Annotated in this window: 22 protein-coding genes, 19 tRNA genes and 1 riboswitch; of the genes, 34 read left to right on the forward strand and 7 right to left on the reverse strand. The window is 30.1% G+C overall.

All coding sequences use genetic code 11. From position 1 onward, the window contains the following. Positions 1-6: 6 nt before the first annotated feature. The 5 genes from ligA (at position 7) to gatB (ending at position 5,764) form a co-directional block, all read left to right on the forward strand. Entirely contained in the window at positions 7-1,998 is a 1,992-nt protein-coding gene (gene ligA / locus CLSA_RS01865; RefSeq protein WP_022743721.1) for an NAD-dependent DNA ligase LigA, read from the forward strand. A gap of 4 nt (positions 1,999-2,002) precedes the next feature. Next, positions 2,003-2,275, forward strand: a complete 273-nt coding sequence (locus tag CLSA_RS01870) for a hypothetical protein (RefSeq protein ID WP_022743722.1) — start codon at positions 2,003-2,005, stop codon at positions 2,273-2,275. 269 nt (positions 2,276-2,544) lie between these two features. After that, positions 2,545-2,835 carry an Asp-tRNA(Asn)/Glu-tRNA(Gln) amidotransferase subunit GatC gene (gene gatC / locus CLSA_RS01875; protein WP_022743723.1) on the forward strand — a complete coding sequence of 97 codons (291 nt, stop codon included), beginning with the start codon at positions 2,545-2,547 and terminating at the stop codon, positions 2,833-2,835. A gap of 21 nt (positions 2,836-2,856) precedes the next feature. After that, complete coding sequence (gatA, locus tag CLSA_RS01880) at positions 2,857-4,314, forward strand: Asp-tRNA(Asn)/Glu-tRNA(Gln) amidotransferase subunit GatA (protein WP_022743724.1); 1,458 nt, start codon at positions 2,857-2,859, stop codon at positions 4,312-4,314. A gap of 19 nt (positions 4,315-4,333) precedes the next feature. Continuing rightward, positions 4,334-5,764, forward strand: coding sequence for an Asp-tRNA(Asn)/Glu-tRNA(Gln) amidotransferase subunit GatB (gatB, locus tag CLSA_RS01885; RefSeq protein ID WP_022743725.1), 1,431 nt, complete (start codon positions 4,334-4,336; stop codon positions 5,762-5,764). A gap of 294 nt (positions 5,765-6,058) precedes the next feature. On the opposite strand, the gene CLSA_RS01890 is transcribed toward gatB, so the two are convergent. Continuing rightward, entirely contained in the window at positions 6,059-6,376 is a 318-nt protein-coding gene (locus CLSA_RS01890) for a hypothetical protein (protein WP_022743726.1), read from the reverse strand. Between the two features lie 830 nt (positions 6,377-7,206). Here CLSA_RS01890 and CLSA_RS01895 point away from each other — a divergent pair. Beyond that, a complete protein-coding gene (locus CLSA_RS01895) occupies positions 7,207-8,703 on the forward strand; it encodes an ABC transporter substrate-binding protein (protein ID WP_022743727.1) in 1,497 nt (498 codons plus the stop codon). 202 nt (positions 8,704-8,905) lie between these two features. Here CLSA_RS01895 and CLSA_RS01900 read toward each other — a convergent pair whose 3' ends face one another. Beyond that, on the reverse strand, positions 8,906-10,681 hold the full coding sequence (locus tag CLSA_RS01900; RefSeq protein WP_022743728.1) for a hypothetical protein: 1,776 nt from the start codon (positions 10,679-10,681) through the stop codon (positions 8,906-8,908). Between the two features lie 369 nt (positions 10,682-11,050). On the opposite strand from CLSA_RS01900, the gene CLSA_RS01905 reads away from it, so the two are divergent. The 21 genes from CLSA_RS01905 (at position 11,051) to CLSA_RS02005 (ending at position 14,981) form a co-directional block, all read left to right on the forward strand. After that, on the forward strand, positions 11,051-11,662 hold the full coding sequence (locus CLSA_RS01905) for an XTP/dITP diphosphatase (RefSeq protein WP_022743729.1): 612 nt from the start codon (positions 11,051-11,053) through the stop codon (positions 11,660-11,662). Positions 11,663-11,714: 52 nt separating this feature from the next. Beyond that, entirely contained in the window at positions 11,715-12,194 is a 480-nt protein-coding gene (locus CLSA_RS01910) for a metallophosphoesterase (protein WP_022743730.1), read from the forward strand. 814 nt (positions 12,195-13,008) lie between these two features. Further along, positions 13,009-13,084, forward strand: a tRNA-Pro gene (locus tag CLSA_RS01915). Positions 13,085-13,112: 28 nt separating this feature from the next. After that, positions 13,113-13,186, forward strand: a tRNA-Gly gene (locus CLSA_RS01920). Between the two features lie 177 nt (positions 13,187-13,363). Continuing rightward, a tRNA-Arg gene (locus CLSA_RS01925) sits at positions 13,364-13,440 on the forward strand. 7 nt (positions 13,441-13,447) lie between these two features. Next, positions 13,448-13,523 (forward strand) — tRNA-Pro (locus CLSA_RS01930). A gap of 21 nt (positions 13,524-13,544) precedes the next feature. Further along, positions 13,545-13,618 (forward strand) — tRNA-Gly (locus CLSA_RS01935). Positions 13,619-13,652: 34 nt separating this feature from the next. Further along, positions 13,653-13,729: transfer RNA gene (locus CLSA_RS01940), tRNA-Arg, on the forward strand. A gap of 6 nt (positions 13,730-13,735) precedes the next feature. Continuing rightward, a tRNA-His gene (locus CLSA_RS01945) sits at positions 13,736-13,811 on the forward strand. Between the two features lie 3 nt (positions 13,812-13,814). Beyond that, positions 13,815-13,889: transfer RNA gene (locus CLSA_RS01950), tRNA-Gln, on the forward strand. A 3-nt stretch (positions 13,890-13,892) separates the two neighbouring features. Then, positions 13,893-13,968: transfer RNA gene (locus CLSA_RS01955), tRNA-Lys, on the forward strand. 11 nt (positions 13,969-13,979) lie between these two features. After that, positions 13,980-14,064, forward strand: a tRNA-Leu gene (locus CLSA_RS01960). 5 nt (positions 14,065-14,069) lie between these two features. Next, positions 14,070-14,144: transfer RNA gene (locus CLSA_RS01965), tRNA-Gly, on the forward strand. Positions 14,145-14,174: 30 nt separating this feature from the next. After that, positions 14,175-14,248: transfer RNA gene (locus tag CLSA_RS01970), tRNA-Gly, on the forward strand. A 27-nt stretch (positions 14,249-14,275) separates the two neighbouring features. After that, positions 14,276-14,351: transfer RNA gene (locus tag CLSA_RS01975), tRNA-Lys, on the forward strand. Between the two features lie 70 nt (positions 14,352-14,421). Further along, positions 14,422-14,496: transfer RNA gene (locus CLSA_RS01980), tRNA-Gln, on the forward strand. Between the two features lie 7 nt (positions 14,497-14,503). Continuing rightward, positions 14,504-14,579, forward strand: a tRNA-Lys gene (locus CLSA_RS01985). Positions 14,580-14,590: 11 nt separating this feature from the next. After that, positions 14,591-14,675: transfer RNA gene (locus CLSA_RS01990), tRNA-Leu, on the forward strand. 3 nt (positions 14,676-14,678) lie between these two features. After that, positions 14,679-14,753: transfer RNA gene (locus CLSA_RS01995), tRNA-Gly, on the forward strand. Positions 14,754-14,781: 28 nt separating this feature from the next. Then, positions 14,782-14,855, forward strand: a tRNA-Gly gene (locus CLSA_RS02000). A 49-nt stretch (positions 14,856-14,904) separates the two neighbouring features. Then, positions 14,905-14,981 (forward strand) — tRNA-Arg (locus tag CLSA_RS02005). 103 nt (positions 14,982-15,084) lie between these two features. Here CLSA_RS02005 and CLSA_RS02010 read toward each other — a convergent pair. The 3 genes from CLSA_RS02010 to CLSA_RS02020 all read right to left on the reverse strand — a co-directional run bounded on the left by CLSA_RS02010 (position 15,085) and on the right by CLSA_RS02020 (position 17,493). After that, entirely contained in the window at positions 15,085-16,284 is a 1,200-nt protein-coding gene (locus CLSA_RS02010) for a tyrosine-type recombinase/integrase (RefSeq protein WP_022743731.1), read from the reverse strand. A gap of 271 nt (positions 16,285-16,555) precedes the next feature. Continuing rightward, positions 16,556-17,044 carry a hypothetical protein gene (locus CLSA_RS02015; protein WP_022743732.1) on the reverse strand — a complete coding sequence of 163 codons (489 nt, stop codon included), beginning with the start codon at positions 17,042-17,044 and terminating at the stop codon, positions 16,556-16,558. Between the two features lie 95 nt (positions 17,045-17,139). Next, positions 17,140-17,493 (reverse strand): helix-turn-helix domain-containing protein, encoded by a 354-nt coding sequence (locus CLSA_RS02020; RefSeq protein WP_022743733.1) that lies wholly within the window; start codon positions 17,491-17,493, stop codon positions 17,140-17,142. 220 nt (positions 17,494-17,713) lie between these two features. Here CLSA_RS02020 and CLSA_RS02025 point away from each other — a divergent pair, with 220 nt between their 5' ends. The 6 genes from CLSA_RS02025 (at position 17,714) to CLSA_RS02050 (ending at position 21,160) form a co-directional block, all read left to right on the forward strand. After that, entirely contained in the window at positions 17,714-17,905 is a 192-nt protein-coding gene (locus tag CLSA_RS02025; RefSeq protein ID WP_022743734.1) for a helix-turn-helix transcriptional regulator, read from the forward strand. A 17-nt stretch (positions 17,906-17,922) separates the two neighbouring features. Continuing rightward, positions 17,923-18,117, forward strand: a complete 195-nt coding sequence (locus CLSA_RS02030) for a helix-turn-helix domain-containing protein (RefSeq protein ID WP_041716018.1) — start codon at positions 17,923-17,925, stop codon at positions 18,115-18,117. Between the two features lie 49 nt (positions 18,118-18,166). Further along, positions 18,167-19,327, forward strand: coding sequence for a phage replisome organizer N-terminal domain-containing protein (locus CLSA_RS02035; protein WP_022743736.1), 1,161 nt, complete (start codon positions 18,167-18,169; stop codon positions 19,325-19,327). A gap of 28 nt (positions 19,328-19,355) precedes the next feature. Continuing rightward, positions 19,356-20,003 (forward strand): ATP-binding protein, encoded by a 648-nt coding sequence (locus CLSA_RS23690; protein ID WP_041716428.1) that lies wholly within the window; start codon positions 19,356-19,358, stop codon positions 20,001-20,003. A gap of 125 nt (positions 20,004-20,128) precedes the next feature. Continuing rightward, complete coding sequence (locus CLSA_RS02045; RefSeq protein WP_022743738.1) at positions 20,129-20,371, forward strand: AbrB/MazE/SpoVT family DNA-binding domain-containing protein; 243 nt, start codon at positions 20,129-20,131, stop codon at positions 20,369-20,371. Positions 20,372-20,404: 33 nt separating this feature from the next. Next, the gene (locus CLSA_RS02050; protein WP_022743739.1) at positions 20,405-21,160 is read left to right on the forward strand and encodes a phage antirepressor; all 756 of its coding nucleotides are present in this window, start codon (positions 20,405-20,407) and stop codon (positions 21,158-21,160) included. 79 nt (positions 21,161-21,239) lie between these two features. On the opposite strand, the gene CLSA_RS02055 is transcribed toward CLSA_RS02050, so the two are convergent. Then, the gene (locus CLSA_RS02055) at positions 21,240-21,458 is read right to left on the reverse strand and encodes a DUF2922 domain-containing protein (protein WP_022743740.1); all 219 of its coding nucleotides are present in this window, start codon (positions 21,456-21,458) and stop codon (positions 21,240-21,242) included. 41 nt (positions 21,459-21,499) lie between these two features. Further along, positions 21,500-21,724 (reverse strand): DUF1659 domain-containing protein, encoded by a 225-nt coding sequence (locus tag CLSA_RS02060; protein WP_022743741.1) that lies wholly within the window; start codon positions 21,722-21,724, stop codon positions 21,500-21,502. 394 nt (positions 21,725-22,118) lie between these two features. After that, positions 22,119-22,183, forward strand: a riboswitch (Fluoride riboswitch). 226 nt (positions 22,184-22,409) lie between these two features. Here CLSA_RS02060 and CLSA_RS02065 point away from each other — a divergent pair. Next, positions 22,410-23,483 (forward strand): galactose ABC transporter substrate-binding protein, encoded by a 1,074-nt coding sequence (locus CLSA_RS02065; protein WP_022743742.1) that lies wholly within the window; start codon positions 22,410-22,412, stop codon positions 23,481-23,483. Positions 23,484-23,634 lie beyond the last annotated feature (151 nt).

Below are 23,634 nucleotides of genomic sequence, written 5' to 3' on the forward strand. Positions count from 1 at the left end.
AATGGTGTGGATAAAATTGAAAGAATAAAAGAGCTTGTGGAAAGATTAAATAGGTATTCATATGAATATTATTCTTTAGATAATCCATCTGTAACAGATGCGGAGTATGATAAAGAATATTATGAACTTCAAGATTTAGAAAAAGAAGCAGGATATGTTCTTCCATATTCACCAACTCTTAGGGTTGGTGATGTAGTTTTAGATGGATTCACAAAGTATACTCATAAAGCAAGGCTTTGGAGTTTAGATAAAGCACAAACTTTACAAGAAATTATTGATTGGCATAACAGAAATGTAAAGTTTGTTGAAGAAATGAGAAGCAAGGGAGAAGACATTCCTGACTTAAAGTATGTTTTAACTAAGAAGTTTGATGGTTTAACAATAAACTTAACATATAATGAAGAAGGTATACTTGAAATAGCAGCAACACGTGGAACTGGTGCAATTGGAGAGGAAGTAACAGCACAAGTGAAAACAATAAAATCCATTCCTCTTAAAATTGATAGTCATGATATTCTTGAAGTGCATGGTGAAGCTGTAATGACTCAAGAAGCTTTTGAAAAATATAATGAAACTGCTCAAACACCATTGAAGAATCTAAGAAATGGAGCAGCAGGTGCTTTAAGAAATCTTAATGTAAAAGAAACAGCAAGAAGAAATTTATCAGCCTTTTTTTATGATGTAGGTTATAAAGAAGGAAGTCAATTTAAAAATTATATTGAAATGATGGCGTTTATAAAAGAAAAAGGCCTTCCAGTTGATGATTATATTAAAGTATGTACATCAATAGATGAAATACAGAATGAAATAAATTATATAAGAGATATAAGATTTGATTTAAATTATGATATAGATGGATTGGTAATTGCTATTGATGATATAAGAACAAGAGAATTACTTGGATATACTGTTAAATTTCCCAAATGGGCAATTGCCTATAAATTTGAGGCTCAAGAAACAACTACTAAGCTTTTAGATGTTGAATGGAACGTAGGTAGAAGTGGAAGAGTTGGACCAACAGCAATTTTAGAACCAGTGGAACTTGCAGGAGTTACTGTTAAAAGAGCAACATTAAATAATATGGATGATATCAAAAGAAAAGGTGTTAGAATAGGTGCAGATGTTTTCGTTAGAAGAAGCAATGATGTTATACCTGAAATAATGGGTGTTGTACAAGAAACGTTAGAAGGCACTGAGGAAATTACACCACCTACAGTTTGCCCATCCTGCGGAAGTAAAATTGTTTTAGAAGGAGCTCATTACTTTTGTGATAATACTTTATCTTGTAAACCACAAATGGTTAAAAGTATTGTTCACTATGCTTGCAGAGAAGCTATGAATATAGCGGGATTCTCAGAGAAAACAGCAGAACAATTATTTGAAAAGTTAAATATTAAATCTATTTCTGATTTATATAAACTAAAAGAAGAGGAATTAGTTGGCTTAGAGAAGTTTGGACCTAAAAAAGCACAAAATCTTTTAGAATCTATTGAAAAAAGTAAGGATTGTGAATTACATGCATTTGTATATGCACTTGGAATTCCTAATGTGGGAGTAAAAACAGCTAAGGATTTAGTAAATAGATTTAAATCTTTAGAAGGGTTAAAGAATGCAACGTTTGAAGAGCTTGTTGGAGTGCAGGATGTTGGAGATGTAGTAGCACAAGATGTAATGGCATTTTTTAAAGAAGAAAAGGTAATAGCTACAATCGATGAATTGCTTGATTTAGGTGTTAGTCCTAAATTTACTGAAAAAGAAGTAGTTGAAAGTCCTTTTGAAGGAAAAACAGTTGTTGCAACTGGTTCCTTAAAGAATTATTCTAGAACAGAGATAAAAGAAAAATTAGAAAGTTTGGGTGCTAAAGTATCTGGCAGCGTCAGTAAGAAAACAGATTATGTTATAGCTGGAGAAGCTGCTGGTTCAAAATTAACTAAAGCACAGGAACTAGGAGTTAAAGTTCTTTCAGAAGAGGAGTTTGAAGAAATATTAAGGGGGTAGTAGTGTGAAAAGATTAATAAATTTGCTTGGATTTGTTTCAGCAAGTGTGACTAGTGTTTTAATAATTTGCACTTTCTTAACAACGTATCAATTTTATTATGTTGGTCAAATTTTTAATTCATACTTACCTATACAGCTTGGAGTCTGCATTACCATGACAATTTTAGCTATAAGATTTCTTATTAATGAAACTGGTAAAAGACGAATATTGTATTCAGCTTTTAGTTTCGCTATAGCAATTTCATTATTATATTTTATGGTAAACTTAATAAAATAAATGAGTATGTTTTGAAAATATGAGTAGATATTAACAATATATTTAGAAACAATCTTTAATGTGGTGAAATAGTAAAAAAGTGAATTTTATGATAAAATTTAATGTGTTAATTTAAGGTGCAAAGAGCATTTTAAAATATTAGTTAAATATTCGCAGTTTTGGAGTATATTAAGGCTATAATGAGTTGATTATTATAGTTTGATTTATTATTTTTTATATGCCGAATGCGTTTTAAATAGCTATAGCTAGAAAAAAAGGAGGATTTGAACATGTCTGTTACTAAAAAAGATGTTGAATATGTTGCTGAGCTTGCAAGATTAAGTTTCGAAGAAGACGAAAAAGAAGGTTTAGCAGAAGATTTAAATCAAATCTTAGCTTATGTTGAAAAGCTAGGAGAATTAGATACTGAAAAAGAAGATATAATAGTAAATCCTTATTATATCGAAAATAAATTTAGAGAAGATGTAGTTACACCTTCAATGAAACTTGAAGATGTAATGAAAAATGCACCTAAAACATTAGAAGAATATGTTTTAGTTCCAACTATTATAAGAGAATAGTGGAGATTGGAGGGTAAATTAATGGAGTTTTCAAATTACAAAGCTCATGAATTAAAAGATATAATAGCTAAAAAAGAAGCTTCTGTTGAAGAAGTAACAAAGGCTCATTTAGATAAAGTTGAAAATGTAGATTCAAAAGTTGATGCATTTTTATATGTAGCAAAAGAAGAAGCATTAAAGGATGCAAAAGCATTAGATGAAAAGTTAAGCAAAGGTGAAGAACTTGGAATATTAGGGGGAGTACCTCTAGGAATTAAAGATAACATAAGTGTTAAGAATATGCAAAATACATGTGCATCTAAGATTTTACAAGGATACATATCACCTTACGATGCAACAGTTTCTGAAAATGTAAAATCACAAGGTGGAGTAATCCTTGGAAAATTAAACATGGATGAATTTGCAATGGGTTCATCAACTGAAAATTCAGCATTTAAGATAACTAGAAATCCATGGGATTTAGATAGAGTTCCAGGCGGATCATCAGGTGGATCAGCAGCTGCTGTTGCTGCTAAGGAAATTCCATTAGCACTTGGAACAGATACTGGTGGTTCTGTAAGACAACCAGCATCATTTTGCGGTATAGTTGGACTTAAGCCTACATATGGAAGAGTTTCTAGAAGTGGTGTAGTAGCTTATGGTTCTACATTAGATCAAGTTGGTACTTTAGGAAGAGATGTTAAGGACTGTGCTTTATTAACTCAAGCAATATCAGGAGTGGATCACAGAGATTTTACTACAGTTGATATAGAAGTGCCTAATTATTTAGATTCATTAAAAGAAGATATTAAAGGTAAGAAAATTGCAATTCCTACTGAATTTTTTAAAGATGGATTAGATGAAAATGTTAAAAAAGCTGTATATGATGCTTTAAAAGTATTTGAAGCAAATGGTGCACAAATTAAAGAAGTATCACTTCCATTAGCTGATTACGCTATTTCAGCTTATTATTTAGTAGCTTGTGCTGAAGCATCATCTAACCTAGCTAGATTTGATGGAGTAAGATATGGTCATAGATCTGCAAATGCAGAAGATGCAACAGATTTATACTACAAGTCAAAGAACGAAGGATTCGGTAAAGAAGTTAAGAAGAGAATTATGCTTGGTACATATGCATTATCAGCAGGATATTATGATGCATACTACAAAAAAGCATTAAAAGTTAGAAATCTTATAAAAGGTGAATTTGATGAAATATTTAAAAATTTCGATGCAATAATATCACCAACAGCACCAACTCTAGCTTATAAAATTGGAGAAAAAACTAATAATGCATTAGAAATGTATTTAGGAGATATTTATACTGTACCTGTTAATATAGCTGGTATTCCAGCAATTTCACTTCCTTGTGGAATAGCTAATGGTCTTCCAGTAGGAATGCAAATTATGGGTAATTATTTCAAAGAAGATACATTATTCAACTTAGCATACAGTTATGAAAAATCAACTAACTGGCATGAAATGCATCCAAATTTATAGGGAGAAGGAGTGAAAACAAATGGAATTTGAATCAGTCATAGGATTAGAGGTTCATGCAGAGCTTTTAACTAAAACAAAAATATATTGTGGTTGTACAACTGAATTCGGAGGAAAAGCAAATACTCACGTTTGTCCAATATGTTTAGGACTACCAGGATCCCTACCACAATTAAACAAACAAGTAGTTGAACTTGGAATTAAAGCGGGTTTAGCATTAAACTGTGAAATAACTAAAGTAGGAAGAATGGATAGAAAAAATTATTTCTACCCAGATTGTCCTAAGAATTATCAAATAACTCAAGATGAATTACCATTATGCAGAAATGGATATATTGATATTGAGCTTGAAAGTGGAGAAATTAAGAGAATAGGAATCGAAAGAATTCATATAGAAGAAGATGCAGGTAAGTTACTGCATACTAAGAGAGGAACTTTAGTTGACTTTAATAGAGCTGGAGTACCTTTAATAGAAGTAGTATCAAAGCCAGATATAAGAACTTCTGAAGAAGCAACATTATATCTTACAAAGCTTAAGAGTATCTTATCTTCATGTAAAGTATCTGACTGTAAGATGGAAGAGGGATCTTTAAGATGTGATGCCAATATATCAATAAGAGAAAAAGGAACAGAACCTTTTGGTATAAGATCAGAAATTAAGAATATGAATTCATTTAAAGCAGTAGAAAAAGCTTTACACTATGAATTTGAAAGACAAGTTAAAGCTGTAACTGCTGGAGAAAAATTGACTGTTGAAACTAGAAGATGGGATGAAACTAACAATGAAACTACAGTTATGAGAAGCAAAGAAGAAGCAAATGACTATAGATATTTCCCAGAAGGTGATTTAGTTACACTTAATATTTCTGATGAATGGATTGAAAATGTTAGAAAGACAATTCCAGAATTACCACATGAAAAAGAAGCTAGATTTATTAAAGAATATGAATTACCTAAATACGATGCTCATGTTTTAACTTTAACAGATAGCATGGCTGAGTTCTTCGATGAAGCAGCTAAGCTTTCAAAGGATCCAAAAGCAGCTTCAAACTGGATAATGGGAGACTTATCAAGACTTATGAATGTTGAAGGTACATGGGTTGAAGATCTTAAGTTTGCTCCAAATGGTATAGCGGAATTAATAGAAGTAATTAAAGATGGAACTATTTCATCAGCAATAGGAAAACAAGTTCTAGAAGCTATGTTTGAAAGCGGGAAATTACCTAAGGCAATCATAGAAGAAAAAGGTTTAAAGCAAAATAATGATGAAGGTGCTATTCTTGAAATAGTTAATAAAGTTCTTGATGAAAATCCACAAGTTATTGAACAATATAAGAGTGGAAAAACAAGAATTCTTGGATTTGCTGTAGGCCAAGTAATGAAGGCAACAAAAGGTCAAGCAAACCCTGGTATAGTTAATCAGTTAGTTGAACAAGAAGTAGCTAAGAGATAATTAATAATATATAAAAGAGCTATCTAAAATCAATTTTTAAGAATTTAATTTTAGATAGCTCTCTTTTTATTTGAAAATTTCTTTCCTATTAAGACGGTGCAATTAAAAAAATACAAGTTCATTTACCAGCCTGTTTTCAATGAGAGAAAGCTCCACCAGCATACCACTCACAGCGTGCTGTCTGAGTAAGCGACCGTCATCAATCATAGATTTAGACACTTATTTGCTCATAGGCAGATTGATTTAATATATCTGCTATGAGACAAATATATCTTCTTGTCTGATGAAAAATATTTATGACAGATTGGAGTCGTTATTTTCTTTCATGTGCTTAAAGTCAGTAACTTTGTTATCTCTGTTTTCATGATCATTAATATCCAAGATATCTTCTTCACCAGTTAAATAAGCATAATCATTATTTGTATCATCGCAGTTAGAAATATTATCAGAAATTGATGAAAGCTTCTGATGCATTTTTTCTAATATATAATTTTGGTAACGTATTTGACGATAGTTTTTAATATGTACTATAAAGCTCCATATTCCTATAAACATAAATGTGCACATAAATAATATTCCGACTATTAGAAATGCACCAATTAAAAAATTCATCTATAAAACCTCCTTAAAAGATAACTACATTATAGCATAAGAAAAAATATATGATTGTAGTTTGTTTAAATATTAGGCACATTCAAAAAAATAACAAGTCCATCTGTCAAGCCTATTTTGCGTGAGAGGAAGCTCGATTCGCATGCGCTCACTGAGTAAGCGATTTACACCAAATCATTTTTATATGAGGTTAAATCATAAATGAGTTAACTAAGTTGAAGAAACCAAATCATAGATTTGGACTTTCGCTTATCTGCTCATCAGCGGATTTCTCTAATAGCCCGCTATGAGACAAATCCACTTCCTTGCCTGATGCAAAATAATCATGGCATTTTGGACTTGTTATTTTCTTTCATGTGCCTTAATTGATTTGATAGCAATTGAGCTATTAGTATTATTCATAGCTTACCTAAATATTAATTACTTTCATTAACAAATTATGCTCAAGAATTTTAAATTTTATTAATTAAAAATTAAATACTGAGGCACAATCACAAAATAATAAATCTACATATCGGGTTATTTCCCATAGGGGGAAGCTCCACTCAAATGTGCTAATTAAGTAGGCGATTCACACTGAATTATTTTTATATAAGGGCTAGCTCATAAATGAGTTAAATAAGTTCAAGAAACCAAATCATAGATTTATTTCGTTTATCTGATCATCGGTAAAAGACCATGATAGATTGCTATGATGATACTTTGCTTCAGTGGCTGATGCAAAAAAGTTATGGTATTTTGGACTTATTGTTTATTTTTATGTTACTAATGTTTATAAATAGTAATTTTTGTTAATAATTATAACAGAAATTATAGCGAAAGGTGTAATTATGAAAAGATATATTTTTCTTATAGTTATGTTGCTTCTTACAGTCATATTTTGTTTTAGTTTTATAGGCAAAGATACTAGTAAGGCATCTGATATTAACTCTGAGCAATCACTAATTTATGGTGTTGATGATATTTCAACTGATTTGAGAAGTGTAACAAATTTATCTAAGCGACAAGAAGATATTATATGTGCATTAAGTAAAGGATTAGTTAGTAAAAATGCACAGAATAAAATAGTGCCTTCTTTGGCTAGTGATATTAAAGAGGATTCTGAAGGAATACAATATGAATTTAAAATTAGAGATGATGTATTTTGGAGTGATGGGAGCAAAATAACTCCTAATGATATAGTTGAATTTTTTAAAGAATTATTAAAAGAAGAAGATGAAGAAAATATTAAAGCATTACTTGATGTATATGGAGCGAAAGATTTTAAAGCAGGGAAAACAACATTTGAAAAAGGTGTTGCTATAAGTGCTACAAATGATGCTGTGATAATTAGATTAAATACAAAAAATAATAATTTTTTAAGTGAATTAACTAAACCACAATATAGAGTTAGAAAGTACTTGATAATGTGGGGAAACATGAAAAATAATTATAAAAAATTGATTTATTCAGGAGACTTTAGTATTGATTCTATTAATGATGACAGTATGGTGTTAAAGAAAAATCAAAATAGTTCAGATGATATTATATCGAATATAAATATACTTAAAGATGAAAATGTAGAATTATCAATGGCATGTTATGAAGTTAACCAAAGAGACATTGTTATAGATCCTCCTGAAACTGAGCTTAGTAAATTGGATGAGGAAGGTAAATTAATAACAGAACCTAAAATTGATGCAACATATCTATATATTAGTAATAAAGAAAATCTTCCTGTTCAAGCAAGAAGAGAGATATATAATGATGTATGTAAGGCTGTTGCATCATATAAGAATACTAATAATAAAACTTTTGAATTGGCAGAAGGAAGTTATTTTAGAGAGGATAAGGAAAACCTAACCAAGGTGCAGGCTAGAAAAGTTAGTAGTAATAAAATTGGAACTTGGAAAAAGCCTGATATATTAACAATACTAGGTGAAGACAATGATAAAAACAGAAGTATGTGTAGAATTATTCAGGATTGGTTTAAAAATAATACTAATATAACTATTAAGTATAGTCTTGTAAAAGAATCAGAATTTAAGGATGATGAGCTAAGAAATAGATATGATATGGTATTGATAAATAATGATGCCGATATATTAAACAAAGCAACATTTTATTCATCATTTCAAAGTTATTTAACAGGTGATCAAGTTAAGCTATTAAAAAAGGCAGGAGATGACAAAAAAAACGATAGTTATGGAGAATTAGAAGAAAGTTTATTTAATGATTATGATATACTGCCATTGGTTTTTTATAACGAAAATATAGCTATTTCAAGCAAAGTATCTCAGCTTAATCTAGATGGAAATGGCAATATAGATTTTACGACGATTAAATAAAATTTGTATTTGAATATAACTTTAGAGTGTAATGATATCTTTAAAATATAAAATGTTAGATATAAGGTTGTAGCTTTTTAAATTCACTATAACCTTATTTGGGGTTATTTTAAATATATTTAGTAGTAGAAAGTAAGGGTACTCTTTTGCGTAGTAATCGAGCAAAAGAGTACCCTTACTTTTGGTAATTTACCATACGACTTTATTTTTTCTTCTTTTTAGATGGGTGCTGAGCTTTATTTTTTTTGAATTTTTTCTTAGGAATGTTAGTTGTTTTATTATTAGAAACAGTTTTGCATGATTCTTTTAAATTATTTGAATTTGATTTTGTATTTTTTTCTAAATCACAACTAGAATCTGATTTAGATTCTAAATTAGAGACAGAAATTTTAGGTTTATCACATAAATTTTTTTGGGGGGATATAGTATTTATTGATGTACTGGATAATGATGAATTGGATACGATGTTTGCTGAGTTATCTAAATTAGGAAGTTCATTTGGCTCAGGAGATAAATTATCTTCAATTTTAGTATCTTCAATAATTTCTGTATCATTATGCTCTTTTGATAAGTTAGAACATGTAAAATTCATAACTTCTTCAACACTGTCTTTAAAAAGATGAATAATTAAAAGAAAATTAAACATATTTTTGTTGCTATCAAAAGAATTTTTGCTTGGGCTTAATGAATCCTTTTTTTTAGAATAAACCAAATTCTTTATAAATATTGGTGCTAATCCAGTACTTTTAGGAGTAGGCAATACAGGCATTCTAAAATATGTTTCATCAAGCATATCATCAGAACGAAGACTTAATTTTTTATATCGTTCTACTTCATCTAAAGTAGGAGCTTCTGGCCAGCTTGTTAGAAGTCCATTATTTACGAAAAGTTTTCTATATAACCCAGAAATAATAGGTCTTAATTCAGTTGTCTTATCTTCCTGTAAAGAGTACATTATTAAGCAAAGCAAATAGTTATTTATTTCTACACAGGAATATTTAATTTCTTTTTTATCAGAAGGTTTTATAAATATATTTTTGTCAGAATCATATAAACTAATTAATTTTTCAGCAATCTCCTTAGAAGAATCCTTAAAAGAAATTATATCAGTATGTTTATAAGCTTCCATTAAGCAAATGCAGAATAATGCACAATCATCTATTGAATCTAAATAATGATCTTTTTCTTGAAATTTAGAAATTAAAAAGTCACCTAAATCTAAGATGAGATTTTTGGCATCTTTGTTATGAGAATATCTATAAAATAGATTCAATGCAAAAAAGATTTGTGTGCTTTCGCTAAAAGATAAATCATATAATGCAGATTTATAATTCTTAAACATATCTAAAATTTCATAGGAGAATTTAATATATTCATCACTGTTCTGATCAAATTTATTATAGTGCGCATATAAGAAATAAACATCCATCATAAATGCTTGATCTGAAAATTTAAATTTACTATCTTTATCAATTAAAGAAAAGCCTTTTGAATTTCCGTCAGATATATTTTTTTTATCAACAAATAGTCCTTCATCATTTCTTAAATTTTCTGAATAAAATTGAAGTTGCTCTTTGGCAAGATATTTAAATGGTTTTTCAAGAGATACTACATTTCTTTCTCCCTCATCGTAATGTGAATAGTATTCACTTAATTCAAGTAAGCAAAGTGTCATGAAAGCGTTAGTAGAAGGGTTAATTTCTTTCTTAAAACTTGATTCATCGAATCCGTGACTAGTTTTACTATGAATGAACATCGGTGAAGCTTTTTTGTATAAGCATAAAAGTGGAGAAAAATTATTTAGTATGCTAATATCATTTATAGAAGGCTTTTTTGAAGCTCTAACTTGTGCCAAAAGACCACATTTAGAGTTTAATACTATCGTTTTTATTGATTCTTTTGATAAGTAAAAAAGTTGACCACTAATCTCTTTGTGAGAAAGACTATTCATCCTAAAAAATGGTCCTATATATCTCAATGTATACACCTCTCATAAAATTCTCGTCTTATTCATTAATATGAAGAGGTCAGATGAAAAGTGCATAAAATATAAATAATGAGGAGATTTTTTATAGTGAAAAGGGTAAATTAAATTTAATAATTTAATGAACATGATATAAAAAATAAACAAATAAAACTAAGAAAAATCGAGTTATGAATGATATGATAGAATATTTCGTAATTGTTAATTTTGATGATTGTACCTTAAGTGCATTTAAAAAATAAGAAGTTCACTATAAGAAAAATTTATATACTTGCCTAATAAAAAATATCTATAGTAAATTGGATTGGTTATTTATTTTTATGTGCATAAATAAATTTTAAACTAAGTTAGGAGAAATAAATAATGAAAAAATTAATTTTAGCTAGCAATAATAAGAAAAAAATTTCAGAGATGAAAGAGATTTTAAAAGAAATGCCAATAGAGGTTAAATCTTTAGCAGATGAAGATATTGATATAGAAGTGGTGGAAGATGGAGAGACTTTTGAAGAAAATGCAAAAAAGAAATCAAGAGAAATTTATGAGTTTTTATTAAAAAGAGGAGATGAAAATTTTATAGTTTTATCAGATGATTCTGGACTTTCAGTAGATTATTTAGATGGAGCTCCAGGTGTATATTCTGCTAGATATGCTGGACAGCATGGAGATGATGCAAGAAATAATAAAAAGCTTTTGGTAGAATTATCAGGAATACCAAAAGAGAAAAGAGGCGCTAAATTCACTTGCCAGTTAGCAATGTTTACAGATCAAGGGAAGTATTATGCAGTTAAAGGTGAAGTAAAAGGTTATATTATAGAAGAATTACATGGTGAAGGTGGATTTGGATATGATCCATTATTTTTCTATGAACCTTTGAATAAAACTTTTGGAGAATTAACAGCACAAGAAAAAAATGAAGTTAGTCATAGAGGGGTGGCTTTGAAAGAATTAAAAAAAATAATATCTAATTTAATATAGAACATTTTAAAAAATACATAAAATTAATTTTGTCAGAGAAAGAGAGGATATTATGTTAATTGCAGTTGTAAGTGATACTCATAGAATGAATAAATTCATTAATTTAGCTAAAGAAGCAATAAAGGATGCGGATATATTAATACATTTAGGTGATAATATTGAGGATGTAGAGATTTTAGAAAGAAATTTTAATGGAAAAGTATACGCAGTTGCAGGTAACTGCGATTATTCATCAAAGTACCCTAAGGAGGGCATTATAGAAGTCTGCGGTAAAAAAATATTCTATACTCATGGAGATTTATATGGAGTAAAAAGTTCAATAAATAATATATATTACAAGGGAAGAGAGCTAGGGGCAGATGTTGTTTTATTTGGACATACTCATCAACAGTTGATTGAAAAAGGAGAAGGAGTTATATTAATGAACCCTGGTAGCGTATCTTTACCAAGATTAAAAGGCAGGTATATTGGTATTATAGATATTGATGATAATGGTGATATCGATACATATTTAAGAGAAATTAAAGAGTAATAGTTTCAGATGATATAGCTTAAGAGCAGAAAACTAATATGGGATTCCACATTGATAGGAAGACATATAAATTGCTACAAATTCAGAAATATCAGTGATTTCTTAGTTCATAGGTTTGAATTTCAACGAGGAATTATATATAGGGTTATGCAATGAGAATAGAGCTTATGTGAATCCTAGCTGAAATTAGATACATATTTGTTCAGTAGGACTATGAAAATTTTGCTGAAAAGTTCTAAATGTGAGTTTGCCCCATTTCGGTATGTTCCAATATAAAAGCTCACAGAGAAAGTTCGAATAACGAAATATAAAATTTCGCTTCTCACTTTTGTGACAAGCAGAGTGAATAAAACAAGCTCACATTAAGAACCTAAACATCTTATTTTCAAAGGCGTATTACACAAACATGTATTCAATTTCTCTGTTTTTGATATATTAAATTCTGAAAGAGGAACGCTATATAGATATTAAAATCAATTCTTAAACTTATGCGATAATTAACAGAATTAAAAGGTATTCTTTTATTTTTTTTGTAACAGTCTATAATAGAGTACCATTTGTTTTTAATTCTACAATACATTTCAAAGTGTAAGCTTATTTTGTTATTGGTTTATCTATATCAAATATAACAAAGCCTATATTTTAAGAAAATTTCTTTCAAATTAGTTGGTATTATAAAGTGCATAAATGCTGATTATTGCTAGGTTTTTAAATAAATATAAAAAAAATTAGAAAAAAGTATTGACGAAATAGATTTGATATTGTAGAATAATCATTGTCGCTGAGAGATAAGCGGCAAGTTAAGAAACATCTTCGGGGTGTGGCGCAGCTGGGAGCGCGCGTCGTTTGGGACGATGAGGTCGCAGGTTCAATCCCTGTCACCCCGACCAATAATCTTTTAGATTATATTCTTAACATGCGGGTGTAGCTCAATGGTAGAGCCCTAGCCTTCCAAGCTAGTTACGTGAGTTCGATTCTCATCACCCGCTCCATCAAAGATTTTTTTGATAATTAAACAAAAGAGTTTAAAAAAATCAAAAAAAGTCTTGACAAAACAACTTGAACGAGTTAAAATAAAATACGTTCTGTTGAACAAGAAGTTAACAAAAAATGTTGACAAAACACCAAAGATACTTTATAATAATAAAGGTCTTCAAAAAGTAAAATATGCGTTTTTAGCTCAGCTGGATAGAGCAACGCCCTTCTAAGGCGTGGGCCAGGGGTTCGAATCCCTTAAAACGCACCATTTGAATCGGGGTGTGGCGCAGCTGGGAGCGCGCGTCGTTTGGGACGATGAGGTCGCAGGTTCAATCCCTGTCACCCCGACCATTCAAAATAAAATTAATATATGCGGGTGTAGCTCAATGGTAGAGCCCTAGCCTTCCAAGCTAGTTACGTGAGTTCGATTCTCATCACCCGCTCCAACAAACGATAAGTTTGTAACATAATAAATAATATGCGTTTTTAGCTCAGCTGGATAGAGCAACGCCCTTCTAAGGCGTGGGCCGGGGGTTCGAATCCCTTAAAACGCACCATTGATGGTGAACGTAGTTCAGTTGGTAGAGCGCCAGTTTGTGGCACTGGTTGTCGTGGGTTCGAGTCCCATCGTTCACCCCATCTTGGGATGTCGCCAAGCGGTAAGGCAATGGACTTTGACTCCATTATGCGTAGGTTCGAATCCTGCCATCCCAGCCATTCGGTTTACTAGCTCAGTCGGTAGAGCACATGACTTTTAATCATGGTGTCCCGGGTTCGATTCCCGGGTAAGCCACCAATTTAATAAATGCAGATGTGGCGGAATTGGCAGACGCACTAGACTTAGGATCTAGCGCCTTACGGTGTGGGGGTTCGACTCCCTTCATCTGCACCAATGATGCGGAAATGACTCAACGGTAGAGTGCCACCTTGCCAAGGTGGAGGCTGCGGGTTCGAATCCCGTTTTCCGCTCCAATTTTAATCAATATATTAGACAAACTATATGCGGGTGTAGCTCAATGGTAGAGCCCTAGCCTTCCAAGCTAGTTACGTGAGTTCGATTCTCATCACCCGCTCCATTAAAACAATATTTACTTAAACAATATGCGTGATTAGCTCAGTTGGTAGAGCACCTGACTCTTAATCAGGGTGTCCAGGGTTCGAATCCCTGATGACGCACCAAATGGTAAATATGTTTCTAGTATAAATACTAGAGGTATATGGAATGGACTGCCTGGTTAATTCCATACAATGGGATGTCGCCAAGCGGTAAGGCAATGGACTTTGACTCCATTATGCGTAGGTTCGAATCCTGCCATCCCAGCCATTTACCTGGTTTACTAGCTCAGTCGGTAGAGCACATGACTTTTAATCATGGTGTCCCGGGTTCGATTCCCGGGTAAGCCACCAATTTAATAAATGCAGATGTGGCGGAATTGGCAGACGCACTAGACTTAGGATCTAGCGCCTTACGGTGTGGGGGTTCGACTCCCTTCATCTGCACCAATTGCGGAAATGACTCAACGGTAGAGTGCCACCTTGCCAAGGTGGAGGCTGCGGGTTCGAATCCCGTTTTCCGCTCCAATTTTAATTAATATTTAGACAATTATATGCGGGTGTAGCTCAATGGTAGAGCCCTAGCCTTCCAAGCTAGTTACGTGAGTTCGATTCTCATCACCCGCTCCACTAAAACAACTGAATTCAGTTGTTTTTTTATTTATACAAAAGTAGATATGCACTTATAGTTCAGTTGGATAGAGCGTTGGACTTCGAATCCAGAAGTCGTGAGTTCGAATCTCACTAAGTGCACCATAAAACTAGTAATACCAACACTTTAAAATTTTACTAAAGTGTTGGTATTTTGCTTTTGCCCCCTTTTTTGCCCCTTATAAAATCGTTATAAAAAATACAGGCATTAATCAGTCTGCATTGATATATATAAATCATTTAGTTTTGAAGCTGCTATTATTTTCATACTTTCTAATACATGAGTATAGGTTCCAAGAGTAACTGATATATCACTATGGCCTAATAATTCTTGTACTGTCTTAGGTTTTTCACCAAGTTCAAAAAGTCTTGTAGCATATGTATGTCTTAGATCATGAAATTTTCTTGGAGAGATTTTTTTATATTCATCTTTTTCATTATCATTAATAGAGTCAATTATTTTATTAAATCTTTTTCTAATATTTCCGCTATCTAAATATTTACCAAACTTTGTGCAAAATACAAGATTATTATCTTGATATAGATTTAATAGGAGAGATTTTTGTTCTAATTGTTTAAATCTATATATTTTAAGTTGTTGTGTTAGTGTAGGAGGTATAGAAACTTTCCTGTTACCTTTAATTGTTTTTGGTGTTTGTATTATAATCTTTGAATGTTCACGTCCATTAGAAGAGACATTAGCCACATATTTAGCGGTTTTATTAACATCAATATAATGTCTATCAAAATCAATGTCACTCCAGGTAAGTGCAAGTAATTCACCTTGTCTTAAACCACTATTTAGAGCAGTAATAAATAACATTTCTAATTCATGATTTTTAATTGCTTTTACAAATCTTCTTTGTTCATCTAAGCTAAATGGTTGAACTTTGCTAGCTTTATTTAATTTAGTTTCTTCAGTTTCTTTAGGAAGAACAATGGCTCCTGTGAAATCTTTAATTATCATGCTATTATTATAAGCATATCTAATACATGGAGCTATTAATTTGTTAATCATTTTTAAGCAATTTACAGAGTGACCACTTTTGACTAATTTATTATAGTAAGTTTGTATATCTGATAATGTTATATCTTTAATTTTAATATTTGATAGAGGGCTATTTTTTATATAATTTCGATAAACACCTTCATATCGTTCTTTTGTAGATGGCTTTAGAGTTAGAAAACGTACATCAAAAAGCCAATCTCTGAAAAAGGCTTCAAAAGATTCTTTTGTATTAGTAATATTAAAATCAAGATCAGTTAGAATAGCTTTTATTTTTTCATCAAGTTCTTTAACACTTAATGCATATAAATCTCTTGGTGTGGTTAAATTTTTATGTCGTAACCTATAGAAGTAGTATTCTTTTCCATTTTTAACTTTCTTTTTGTATATTGTCTTTGCCATTATTTTTACTCCTTTTATAGTTTATATATAAACATATTTGAGAATAATATTTAAATTTCAATATTACAGTAGCGTGGTTATTTGTCATGCTCAAACATGCGGAGTTAGTATGTGCAATTAATTGTAGTTTATTACAAAATTAATAGATACTTAACTTTGTGGAAAATATAAGATTATTATCTTGATATAAATTTGCAAGGATAGATTTTTGCTATAATTGCTTAAATCTATGCTATTAATAATAACATTGTAAATTCAATAATTTGATTAACTACATACTAATCAAATTATTGAATAAATTATCTTTCTTTTCAACTTTAAAATATGGTTCGAAATATAAGTAATGGTTTTCAGTCTCGACAAAATAGCCATAACGTTTTTTATAATTAGTTATGGCATTTATTAGATGTTCTTCTGTAACTTCTAAATATTGTGCAATTTCAAATCTACTAACTGCCCCATATTCATAAGCTTTAATTAAATCAGGTATTTTAACAGTACGCTCATATCCCCATCTACGAGCTCTAACTTCTTGTTTTTTATTAACAATTTTATTATCATCAATAATATTTCCATAGGAAGTTTCATGATGCCCAATTTCTTCGCTAAGAATGCACTTCTTTTCTACATTAGTAGATACTTTAAGATTTATTAAAATTTTATTATCTTTGTAAGCTCCTTTTAAATTCACATACATATTTTTTTCTTTAACCTTGATGCCTTTTTCTTCTGCTTCAATTAGTAAATTCTCATAAGTCATTTTGTCACCCCTAAATTAGTAAAAAATAATCATATTTAATTCAAGTAAGTAAAGTAGTTTTTGAATTATTTGAGTATAAATTAAGATTTTAAGAATTAGAATTCATCATTAAACAAAATATCAATATAGTCATTGAGTAATTTTAGTTTTTGTGGAGTTAAATTTTTTTCTTCTAAATGTGCAGCAACAGTACTAATTTGTTTTTTCTTTTCATCATGTGAAGTATTTTTTGATGAAGAGCTTGGCTCATTTAAAGATTTAGTTTGAAATACTTCATCAATTGATACTCCAAGAGCAGTTGCTATTTTATTTAATAATTCCATGCTTGGTTCTCTTTTATTATTTAATATATAGCTAATATGAGTAGGGCTTACACCAACCATTTCAGCTAATTTTTTAGATGTAATATTCTTAACAGTCATTAATCTCTTAATATTATCAGATAACACATTAAACACCTCTTGAACTAATTGTTTATATTTATTATAAACTTACAGTTAATATTTGGCAACAATAAACTTCCAAAAAATGAGATAATATTAGGAAATAGAAGAAAAAATGTAAATTTTATCATAATACATTAAACTTTAAGTTCATACACAACTTTCTAATTAACTTTAAGTTCAATATAATATAAACAACAAGTTAATTTTTGGAAGGAGATGTCATATGAATAAAATTGATAAACTAAGAAAAAGAAAAGCTCTAAGTTACAATGATATAGCAAAATCTGCAAGTATATCGGCACAGTATGTATATCTTTTAGCAAAAGGAAAAAGAAGTAATCCAAGTCTAGAAAAGATGAGGGCTATTGCAAATGCTTTGGATGAAAAAGTCGAGTATGTATTTAAAATTAATTAAATGAGGTGATGAGGCGTATGGAGGAACATGTAACCAAAATGGTAATAACACCAGTAGAATGTATTCAAATTCTTGGATGCAGTAGGAGTATGATGTATGACAATTTATTAAGAAGAAGAGATTTTCCTTGCTTTAAGATTGGAAAAAGAATTTTTATAAACAAAGAAAAGTTGCAAATCTGGATAGATAAACAATGTGAACATAAAAGATAATAAAACTTTAATTATAGATTTAGAAAATTTTATTTGTAGGAGCGTGAAAATGATGGGAGATCTTAAATGGATAAAGTTAACTATAAGTATATTTGAAGATGAAAAAATTCGATTAATAGATGCAATGCCAGAGCGAGATACAATCCATTATGTGTGGATAAGATTACTTGTACAAGCAGGAAAAACAAATAGTAATGGTTTTATATTTCTAAGTGAAAATATCCCATATACAGATGAAATGCTATCTACAATATTTTGCAGGCCTTTATTATCTATTAGGCTTGCTTTAAAAATACTAAAAGATTTTGGAATGATAGAAATTGATGAGAGTAATCTTATCAAAATTACAAATTGGGAAAAGCATCAAAATATAGAGGGTATGGAGAAAGTTAAGGAACAAAATAGAAAAAGAGTTGAGAAGTATAGGGAAAAGAAAAGACAACTTAAAGTTGCAGCTGAAGAATATGGAGAAAATACAAACCAAATTCAAAGTGATGAACAAATTACTTCAGATAATTCTGTGAAAGGCTCAAATGTTTTTAAAAATGATGAAAATAATTTAAGTGAAAAGTTAGGTGAAAATAACTGCAATGCTACACAAAATTTATGTAATGTAATGCAAAATTCTTGTGATGTTACAGAAGATTTATGTAACGTTACTGTAACGGAACAGAATAAGAAAGAGACTAAGAATAAGAAAGAGATTAAGAATGAGAATAAGAAAGAGAGAGAGAATATAGATTTTTATCATGAAAAAAGTGATTTAAATCTGGAAGAATCAGAAATAGTAAAATCCTCTGTTTCTCAATCTAAAGATTCAAATACTGAATATAATAAAAATTTAGAGGATATCAACACTAAATGTATTGAATTGGTTAAATACTCTGAAGCAATGACTGGAATACCTAATGTACTTAATTTAGGTGCACTTAAGCTAGCTATTTCAATGCATGGTAAGCAATATGTAAAGATGGCTATAGATATTGCGTTAAAGGCTAATAAACCTAATATGATTTACATTGATGGCATACTGAAAAATTGGAGAAGAGAAGGGTATCCAAGAGATGATATGGAGGTAAATAAAAATGGGATTAGAAGCTTTGGAAAGAATAACTCAGCAGATAAAAAGAAATTTGCAGGATTCAAGCCAAAGGAACCACGAAAACTTACAGAAGCTGAACGAAAGAGGGCAGAGGCAAACCTCATATAAGTGTGATAAATGCCGTGATACAGGATGGATACTTGTTCCTCAAGAGAATAGGCAGCCATTAGCTTTAAGCTGTGAGTGTAGAGAAATTGAAAAGCTTAAAGATGAGTGGACGTATTCTGGAATCAATGTGGAGCAAAGCAAACATACTTTTTCTAATTTTGAAGTTTGGAATCAAGCGTCATGTAGGATAAAGGATACTGCTGCAGCTTATTGTACTAATTTTGATGAGATTAGAAATGATAGACGTAATAGTATTTTGCTTTGCGGACAAGTGGGTAGTGGAAAAACTCACTGCAGCATTGCAATTGCATTAAATTTCTTAAAACAAAGAATTAAAGTGGTGTACATGCCTTATAGAGATGTTATCACAAAGATAAAACAAAATATGATTGATCAAGAATACTATAGCAAAGTAATTGCAAAGTATCAAACATGTGAGGTCCTACTAATTGATGATCTTTTCAAGGGAAAGATAAATGACAGTGATATAAATATTCTGTTTGAAATCATTAACTATAGATACTTAAATTTTCTGCCTATTATAGTCAGTAGTGAATTTTCTATAGATAGATTACTATCATTTGATGAAGGAGTAGGATCACGAGTGTATGAAATGGCTAAAGATTATGTTGTGGAAATTGAGAAGGATGCTAGAAATAATTATAGACTTAAATGAAGATAAAATATTTGAGCATTTGAAATTCAACATATTTTAAGGATGGCGTAAAACACGGCAACTTTAATCAATATAAGAATTTCTTATCTATTAAATAAATTAATATATGAGAGGAAGTTGTTAAAATGAAAACATCAGGAATTATAAGAAATGTTGATCCATTAGGAAGAGTTGTAATACCAAAGGAAATGAGAAAAGTAATGGGCATCAATGAAGGAGATCCAATTGAAATAGTTAAAGTTAACAATGATATAGTTATGAGGAAATATAGTAAGGGCTGTATTTTTTGTGGAAGTGATAAAGAGATTGTTGAATTTAATAAAGTACTTGTTTGTAGAAAATGCAAACAAGCTTTGAAAGAAGATTAATTTAAAATAAAATCTGAAAAGGAGATTGGTCAAATGGGTGATTTGAGAATTTTTAAAGATGAGCGTTTTGGCGAAATAAGATGGGTAAAAGTTAATAATAAAGATTATGCAGTGGGAATTGATATTGCTAAAGCATTAGGATATAAAAAGCCAAATGATGCAATTTCAAGGCATTGCAGAGGGTCCGTGAAACACGGAGTAGGGGTAGTTACTGGAAAGAGAAAAGATGGAACGGATGCTATTCAAAATGTAGAAATGAGTGTAATTCCAGAAAGTGATATATATCGCTTGGTGTCAAAATCAGAATTACCAGGAGCAGAAAAATTTGAATCATGGATTTTTGATGAGGTATTACCTAGCATAAGAAAAACAGGAATGTACGCAACAGATGAATTGTTAAATAATCCTGATTTACTTATTGCTACAGTTACAAAGTTAAAAGAAGAAAGAGAAGCGAAATTAAAAATTGAAAAGAAAATAAAGTTACTAGAATCAAAAGTACAATTTTACGATGATGTTGCAGGATCTAAAGACTCTATTGAAATGGGTCATGTTGCAAAGGTTCTTGGTATTAAGGGAATGGGAAGAAATAGATTATTTTCATTATTAAGAGCTAAAAAAGTCTTAGACAAAAACAATATTCCATATCAGCAATTTGTAGACAGTGGTTTTTTTAGAGTGTTGGAGCAAAAATATACTGTATCCAATGGTCAAACCAAAATTAATATAAAAACAATGGTATTTCAAAAGGGTATAGATTTTATATTGAGAAAGATTAGAGAGCAGTAAATTAACTACTATTATAATAGATATAAAAAATGGAGATTTATCCTTTTGATAAGGACAAACCTCCATTTTTTACTTAAAGCTAAGCTACATCAAATTTAGTAACTTGTCTTTGAGTTAATTGAGCACCGGATTTCTTAACTAAGTCACCGGAATTAGTTTCAAAAATATTTTTAGATATAACAGTGTCCATAAGTGCATTTACTTCATCTTTTGTAAGAGCAGATTTAACACCACTAATACTTAAAGTAGTCTTTAAACCAGCATCAGTTAAAAAAGTCATAGCTAAAGTATATTCCATTTAAATTACCTCCAATCCTAAAAATTTGATTATGATCTTAACTAAGCATTTACTAAACTAGAAGATTCATTAATAAAATAATCTCTAGTTTTAGCTTCCATAACACCTTTGATTGCTTCAGCAACATCATAGACATTTTGAGCAGCAGCATCTGTTTTTACACTAGAAAAAGTTTTTTTAGTGTAAACTGGAAGACCAGCTTTATCAGTACCACTTTGAACTTCAATACTTAATGAAGCAGTTTCAATTGATTTAGTAACAGCCATGTGTTTTCCCTCCTTTAATTTGTTTTCATAGAGGATATATGTCTTTTTATTAAGAGTAACATTGATATTAATAAAAAAATTGTACTAATTAATATTTTAGGGAATTTCATAATTAATTGATTTGTTATATTAAATCAATATATAGTATAAAATCATTTGTACAGAACTCTATATATTGTATTAGAGCTTTAGAATTTTTAATTATGAAATATCCATGTTTATGTAAATAGAAGTACATTAGTATTAATAAGTTAAAATTTTTGCTTAGATTCACTTATATATGCAGATTCATAGTAAATACTAATTAAGAACAGTAGTTAAAGCTTGAAAAATATTAAAATATAAGTCTTGCTTACATTAAGTGGCAAATATGTTGGTGATGACATAAAAAGTAATTTTCATAGGTGATGAAGTTTGCCTTTAAACATCTCTTAGAAGATTAATGATTTCTACTATAAATAAAAATTATAGTAGAAATCATTTTGTTTTTTTATAATGTATGTTAATCAGTGATTAAAGTCACGTATTAAATGTAAGAATAAATTACTTGAGGTTTAACAATATAGCATATATTTTATAGTCATAGTCGTTGACTTTCTCTTACATAAGTTTGTATGAATTAACGCATAATAATTCATATATAAAGTATAATACAAGTTGTTTAGTAGTAAATATGGAGGATAAAATGAAAACATTAAAACGAATACTATTTTTTAGTATAATTACATTTTTTATTAGTTGTATATTAATGACAAGTGGCATAGTAACTGCTAATAATATTTTGGCAGAAACAAAACCAGCAAAAGTAGCTGTATTTTTATTAGATTTTACTGATGATCTTATTTCAGCAATTGGGGAAAACTTAAAGGATATTCAAAAAGAAAATCCAGATAGAGTCGAATACACTTTTTATGATGCTAAGTCGGATGAAGCTACACAAAATGGACAAATTGAAAAAGCATTAGATGAAGGTGTAGATCTCGTATTATTGAATATAGTTAATAGAGGAGATGCGAGGATAGTTATCAATAGGATTAAAGAACATAATGTTCCAGTAATTTTATTTAATAGGGAACCAGTTACACCAGTGCCTATTGCATCTTATGGTAAAGCTCTCTATATAGGAAAAGATGGAACACAAGCAGGTGCGCTTCAAGGGAAAATGCTTATTGATGCATGGAATACCAGTAAAGAAGATATTGATAAAAATGAGGATAACATAATGCAATATGTTATGTTACAAGGTGAAGGTGACAATACAGAAGCAATAGAAAGAACGAAATATTCTATCTCAACAATTGAAAAAGCTGGAATTAAAACACAAGAAGTAGCATTAAAAATTGCTGATTGGCGTGAGGACTTAGCTTATAATGCTATGAAAGAATTATTTGAAAAATACAAAGATCAAATTGAAATTATAATAGCAAATGATGATACAATGGCTATTGGTGCTGTTAAGGCATTGCAAGAACATGGATATAATAATGGGGACATTTCAAAAACAATTCCAATTGTTGGGGTAGATGTACTTCCAATGGTTAAAGAATTCATAGAAAAAGGATATATGTTAGGATCAGTTTATCAAGAACCAAGGGCTTATGCAGAAGCTTTGTATACGACTGGGATGAATATGATTGAAGGAAAAAATCCTGTTGAAGGTACAAAATATACACTGGACGATACACGAGTTTCTATTCGTCTTCCTCAAACTCATTATTTTTACAGAAATATGTTTACTGATGAAACTATTGATAAATAAAAATATATATATTATTGGAAAGAACTATTATTTATAAGCAGATGGAGGCATGAAGACAGGATGGCAATTAGTATCAGGAACCTGGTACTAATTTAATTCACTTAAAATAGAGTCTTATATTAATATATTTTGAAATTAAACCTACATATAT

Origin of the sequence: Clostridium saccharobutylicum DSM 13864, from assembly GCF_000473995.1 — a bacterium.
GTDB lineage: Bacteria > Bacillota > Clostridia > Clostridiales > Clostridiaceae > Clostridium > Clostridium saccharobutylicum.